Genomic DNA, 5,282 nt, shown 5'->3' with positions numbered 1-5,282 from the left:
TGCTGCTCTGGCACGGGGTCCGCGACGCCGCCGCCGAAGCCGGGCCCGCCGCCGAGGCCGGGCGCGCGGCCCACACCGCGTACGTCGCCGAGCGCTGCGCGGCCTACGTCCGGGAGCACTGCCGACGGCAGGACCTGCTGGCCCTGGTCCTCGCCTGCGCCCGCTGCGCCGCCGACGCGCTGGCGGACCTCACCGACGGCGACCGGGACCGCGCGCTCGCCGTCCTGGACGCCCGCGCGGCCCGCCACCTGTCGCCCACCGCCCCGGTGCCGCTCTGGGTCCCCGGCCGCGCCGACCGGCTCGCCGGCTGAGCGTCCGGCCGGTCGCTACGCGGCCTCGCCACCGCCGATCGACAGGACGAGCGCGGTCGTCCGGCCCCCGGGCGCCTCGTACTCGACGGTCTCGCCGGCCCGGCGCCCGAGCAGCACCCTGCCGAGCGGGCTGTCGGCGGTGACCAGCTCCGGATCCAGCTCCTCGGCGAGTTCGCCGATCCGGACGGTCATCTCGTCGGCGTCCGCGAAGCGCAGCGTCACGGTGCTGCCGACGCCGACGCTCTCGGTGCTCGGCGCCCCGGCGGCCGCCGCCTCGCGCAGCCGTGCCTCGACCACGGTGATCCGGTCGTCCAGCCGGTCCAGCTGGTCGGCCCGCTGCAACTCGTCGGCCTGGTCGGCCCGGTCGCCGACCTCCTCGTCGCCACCGCGGACGGCGGCGGCGACGGCGTCGCGCTCGGTGCGCAGTTCGGCGAGTTCCCGCTCCAAAGCGGTCCGGCCGGTCTCGCTGATGGGTTCGGGTGCACCGGTCATGGCCGTCTCCCTGGTCGGGCCGCCGCGGTGGGCGGCGCGGGCTGATTCCGGCATTTTCGAACATAACGGAGTACGGCCCCCGCGGCTCGGCGACAGCCGTGCTCCTGCTCGGTAACGACTCGCCTTTCCGCCTTCCCAGGGCCGACGGGCGCTCGGTAGAACAGCCGTACCACCATCGCCGAGGCAGGGAACCCAGCCACCATGAGCACCAACGACCCCGCGGGGCACGGCCAGAACCCGTACGAGGGGTACAAGCCGTACGGTCAGCACCCGGATCCGCACGGCAGCGGCCAGGAGCCGCACCAGCAGCAGCCCTACGTCCAGCCGGAGGGCTCCTGGCCGCACGGACACCCCCGGCCGGGCGGCGACCCGTTGCCCGGCGGCCGGCCGCTCGCCCCGGTCGGTGAGCGCGTGGTGGCCCGGCTGATCGACGCCGGTGTGCTGCTCGTGCCCACCGTGCTGCTGTTCGCCGTGTTCGGCGCCTCGATCCTGTACTACGTGGCCGCGTCCCTGCTCGCGTTCGGCTACGAGGCCGCGATGCTGCTCGGCCAGGGCGGCCAGACGGTCGGCAAGAAGGTCATGAAGCTGCGGGTCGTCGACCTCGGCACCGGCGGCAGGGCGGCCGAGAACCCGCTGCTGGTCCGCGCGGCGCTCTACGCGCTGCCCAACGCGGTCTACTGCCTCGGCTCGCTGTTCGCCCTGCTGAACGTGCTGTGGCCGCTGTGGGACAAGCCCTTCCAGCAGGCGCTGCACGACAAGCCGGCCAGGACGGTGGTGGTCAAGGAGTCCTGACCCGCGCCTCGGCCACACCCCTCGCGGACACAACTCACCGCCTCGGGTCAACATTTACTTTCCCCGCGCGACCTCGCATAGTGGCAGGCCGAAACCGAGAGGGGAGCGCTTCCTGTGCCTCAGGCCGAGGAGAACGTGGTACGCCAGGTGGAACTGGAGCGGGCGGAGGTGGCCGCCGTCGTCGCCCTGTTCGACGAGCGGCTCGCCGACACCCGGGCGCTGCTCGCCGTGACGCTCGCGACGCGGGCGGACGGCGCCCGCGAGGCGTACGAGCGGCAGTCGGCGGCCGAACGGCTCGCCCGGGAGGTGCGGCGCCTCGAAGGCGCCGAGGGCGGCCTGGTGTTCGGGCGGATCGACCTGGCGGACGGCACCGCGCTGCGGATCGGCCGGCTGGGCCTGCAGCGCGACGAGGACGAGCTGCCGGCCCTGGTCGACTGGCGGGCGGACGCGGCGCGCGCGTTCTACGAGGCGACGCCGGTGCACCCGATGGGCCTGCGGCGGCGCCGGCACCTGCGGCTGGCGGAGCGCGCCGTCGTCGGGATCAGCGACGAACTGCTCGACGGCTCGGAGCCCACCCCCGAGGACGTGGTCGGCGACGGCCCGCTCGCCGCCGCCCTGCAGGCCCGGCGCACCGGGCGGATGGGCACCGCGGTGGCGACCCTGCAGACGGAGCAGGACGCGATCGTCCGCTCCTCGCACCGGGGGGTCACGGTCGTACAGGGCGGTCCCGGCACGGGAAAGACGGTGGTCGCGCTGCACCGCGCCGCCTACGTGCTCTACGCCTTCCCGAAGGCCGCCGAGCAGGGCGTCCTGGTGCTGGGGCCGAACGCCCGGTTCCTGGACTACATCTCGCAGGTGCTGCCCTCGCTCGGCGAGAACGACGTGGTGCTCGCGACCTGCGCCGAACTCGCGGGCGGCGCCGCCCTCGACGGCCCGGTCGCCGGTGAAGCGCCGGGGGTGGCCCGGCTCAAGGGCGACGCCGCGCTCGCCGGGGCGCTGGCCGGGGTGGTGCGGGCCCGGCAGGCGCCGGACGGGGGCCTGGCGGTGCGGGTCGGGCAGGAGGACGTGCGGCTGGACGAGGCGGAGGTCGGCCGGGTCCGGGACGCCGCCCGGGCCGGCGGGTCGGCCCACCACCGGGCCCGCCGGCTGTTCAAGGAACTGCTGGTGGACTCCGTGACGGCCGTACTGGCCCGGGGCGCCGCCGAGACGCTGGCGCGGATCGACGCCGAGGTCGCCGAGCTGACCGGCATCGACCTCGACCGGGTCGCGGCGGCGGACCTGCGCCACCTGGGCCTGGAGGCCGGGCCGGCCGACGAGGGCCCCGGGTTCGACGTCGACGCGATGCGCGCCGAACTGCTCGACGACGACCATGTCGAGCGCGCCGTCGAGGAGCTGTGGCCACACCTGACGCCCGACGCGGTGGTGGACGCCCTGCTCGGCTCCCCCGGGGCGCTGGCCACCCACCTGCCGGGGTTCACCGCTGAGCAGCGCGCGCTGCTGCTGCGCGCCCCGGGCGCGCCGTGGACCGACGCCGACCTGCCGCTGCTGGACGAGGCGGCGGCGCTGGTGGACGGTCCGCCGGAGCGGGCCTTCGGGCACGTGGTGGTGGACGAGGCGCAGGAGTTCACCGCGCTGCAGTGGCGGATGGTCCTGCGGCGCTGCCCCGGCCGGTCGATGACGCTGGTCGGCGACTTCGCCCAGGCCGGTCCGGCGACCACCGCGCGCGGCTGGCACGAGGCGCTGGCCCCGCACCTCGGCGGCCGCTTCGATCTGCGCACGCTGACCGTCAGCTACCGCACCACCGAGGAGATCCTGGCCGCCACGCGCGGGCTGCTGGCCAGGATCGCCCCGGACCAGCCACCCGTCGGCTCGGTCCGGCACGGCGAGCCGCCGCGCACCCTGGACGCGTCGCCCGCCGCGCTGGCCGGCGTGCTGCGCACGGAGCTGCGCGAGCAGGCGGCGGCGCACCCCGGCGAGCTGATCGGCGTGGTCTGCCCGGACGCGTCGCTCGACGCGCTCACGGCGGCCGGGATGGCGGAGTGGGCCCGGCTGGTGCCCGCGTCCGAGGCCCGGGGCCTGGAGTTCGACACGGCCGTGGTCGTCGACCCCGACGGCATCACCGCCGCCCGACCCGGCGGTGAGCGCGACTCGGCCCGGCGCCCGGGGCGCGGCTCAGGCCCGGTAGGCGAGCAGGCCCATCATCCCGACCTCGCCGTGGTAGGCGTTGTGGCAGTGCGTCATCCACTGTCCGGGGTTGTCGGCGTCGAAGTCGCAGGTCACCGTCCGGCCGGGCAGCACGATCACGGTGTCCTTGCGCGGCCCCTGGTCACCGACCTGGAAGGTGTGGCCGTGCAGGTGCATGGGGTGCCACATCCGCGTCCGGTTGACGAACTCCAGGCGGACCCGCTCCCCGCCGCCGACCAGGAAGGGGTGGGCGGTCGGCTTCGCCATGTCGAAGGGGCGCCCGTCGAGCGCCCAGTCGTACCGCGCCATGCCGCCGGTCAGCTCGATCCGGTGGGTGCGGCCGGGCGTGCGCGCCGGCAGCCGGACCTCGTCCGCCGCCCGCAGCCCGGTGGCGGCGAGGATCCGGCCGTTCAGCTCGGCGGGGCGGACCGTGGCCGCCGGCGCCTCGCCCGCACCGGTGCGGACCAGGGCCCGCCCGGCGGCGTCCTTGCCCTCGGCGAGCGCGGTCAGCGGGAAGACGCCGTCCTGGAGGGTGACCAGGGCGTCGTAGCGCTCGCCCATGCCGATCAGCAGGGCGTCCACCTCCTCGTGCGCCACCGGGTAGCCGTCGGTGTGGGTGACGGTCAGCCGGTGGCCGCCCAGGGCGAGGCGGTAGGCGGTGTCGCCGCCCGCGTTGACGATCCGCAGCCGGACCCGCCGGCCGGGCTCGGACCGGTACACCTCGGGGTCGGCGGCGATCCGGCCGTTCACCAGGTGGTGCGGGTAGCGGACGTCGCCCGCGTCGCCGCCGAGCAGGTCGCTGGTGGCGCCCATGAGCATGAACGACTCCGGCCCGGGCTGTGCTCCCGTGCCGCTCATACCGCTCATGCCGCTCATGTCATGGCCGCCCGTGCTTCCCGTGTTTCCCATGTCGTGGCCGCCGCCGCTGCCGCCGCCCATCCCCTTGCGGAGTTCGGCGAGCGCCTGGTCCGGGGTGCCGGTGACGCCGTCCAGCCAGTCGTCCAGGACGACCACCCACTCCTCGTCGTACCCCAGCGGCTCCCGCGGGTCCTCGACGATCAGCGGCGCGTACAGGCCCCGGTCGAGCTGGACGCCGACGTGCGGGTGGAACCAGTAGGTGCCCGGCCAGTCGGTGACGAAGCGGTAGGTGTGGCTGCCGCCGGCGGCGACCGGCCGCATGGTGACCGGCGGCACGCCGTCCATGTCGTTGCGCAGCGCCAGACCGTGCCAGTGCAGCGAGGTCGGCACGGGCAGGCGGTTGTCCAGCGTGGCGACCAGGGTGTCCCCGGCCGTGGTGCGGACGGCCGCACCCGGCAGGGCGCCGAACGTCCAGGTCACGGCGGTGGTCCCGCCGCCCAGGTCGACGGTCGCGGCCGTCGCGGTCACGGTGACCGGGCGCTCCCGGCCGGTGCCGCGCCGCTTGGCCTCCGTCTCGGCGACGGGGCTGCCGGACGGGTCGACGAGCGGCGGCGCGCCGGCCACGTCCGAACAGGCGGCGAGCAG

The 5,282-nt window shown here is 76.0% G+C and carries 4 protein-coding genes and 1 pseudogene; 3 read left to right on the top strand and 2 right to left on the bottom strand.

Annotated features, from left to right (window positions below):
* The coding region (locus ABD308_RS32720) for a hypothetical protein (protein WP_344343151.1) at positions 1–311 on the top strand (311 nt) is incomplete at its 5' end.
* A 15-nt stretch (positions 312–326) separates the two neighbouring features.
* Here ABD308_RS32720 and ABD308_RS32715 read toward each other — a convergent pair.
* Entirely contained in the window at positions 327–803 is a 477-nt protein-coding gene (locus tag ABD308_RS32715; RefSeq protein ID WP_344343149.1) for a GreA/GreB family elongation factor, read from the bottom strand.
* Positions 804–1,004: 201 nt separating this feature from the next.
* On the opposite strand from ABD308_RS32715, the gene ABD308_RS32710 reads away from it, so the two are divergent.
* Both ABD308_RS32710 and ABD308_RS32705 read left to right on the top strand, forming a co-directional pair.
* Positions 1,005–1,595: an RDD family protein gene (locus ABD308_RS32710; RefSeq protein WP_344343147.1), complete on the top strand. Its 591-nt coding sequence runs from the start codon at positions 1,005–1,007 to the stop codon at positions 1,593–1,595.
* 114 nt (positions 1,596–1,709) lie between these two features.
* A pseudogene (locus ABD308_RS32705) lies at positions 1,710–3,743 on the top strand (HelD family protein); the annotation flags it as partial.
* 24 nt (positions 3,744–3,767) lie between these two features.
* On the opposite strand, the gene ABD308_RS32700 reads toward ABD308_RS32705, so the two are convergent.
* A complete protein-coding gene (locus tag ABD308_RS32700; RefSeq protein ID WP_344343145.1) occupies positions 3,768–5,282 on the bottom strand; it encodes a multicopper oxidase family protein in 1,515 nt (504 codons plus the stop codon).

Origin of the sequence: Kitasatospora putterlickiae, assembly GCF_039527695.1 — a bacterium.
Classification (GTDB): Bacteria; Actinomycetota; Actinomycetes; order Streptomycetales; family Streptomycetaceae; genus Kitasatospora; species Kitasatospora putterlickiae.
This window is presented reverse-complemented; position numbering and strand designations above follow the sequence as displayed.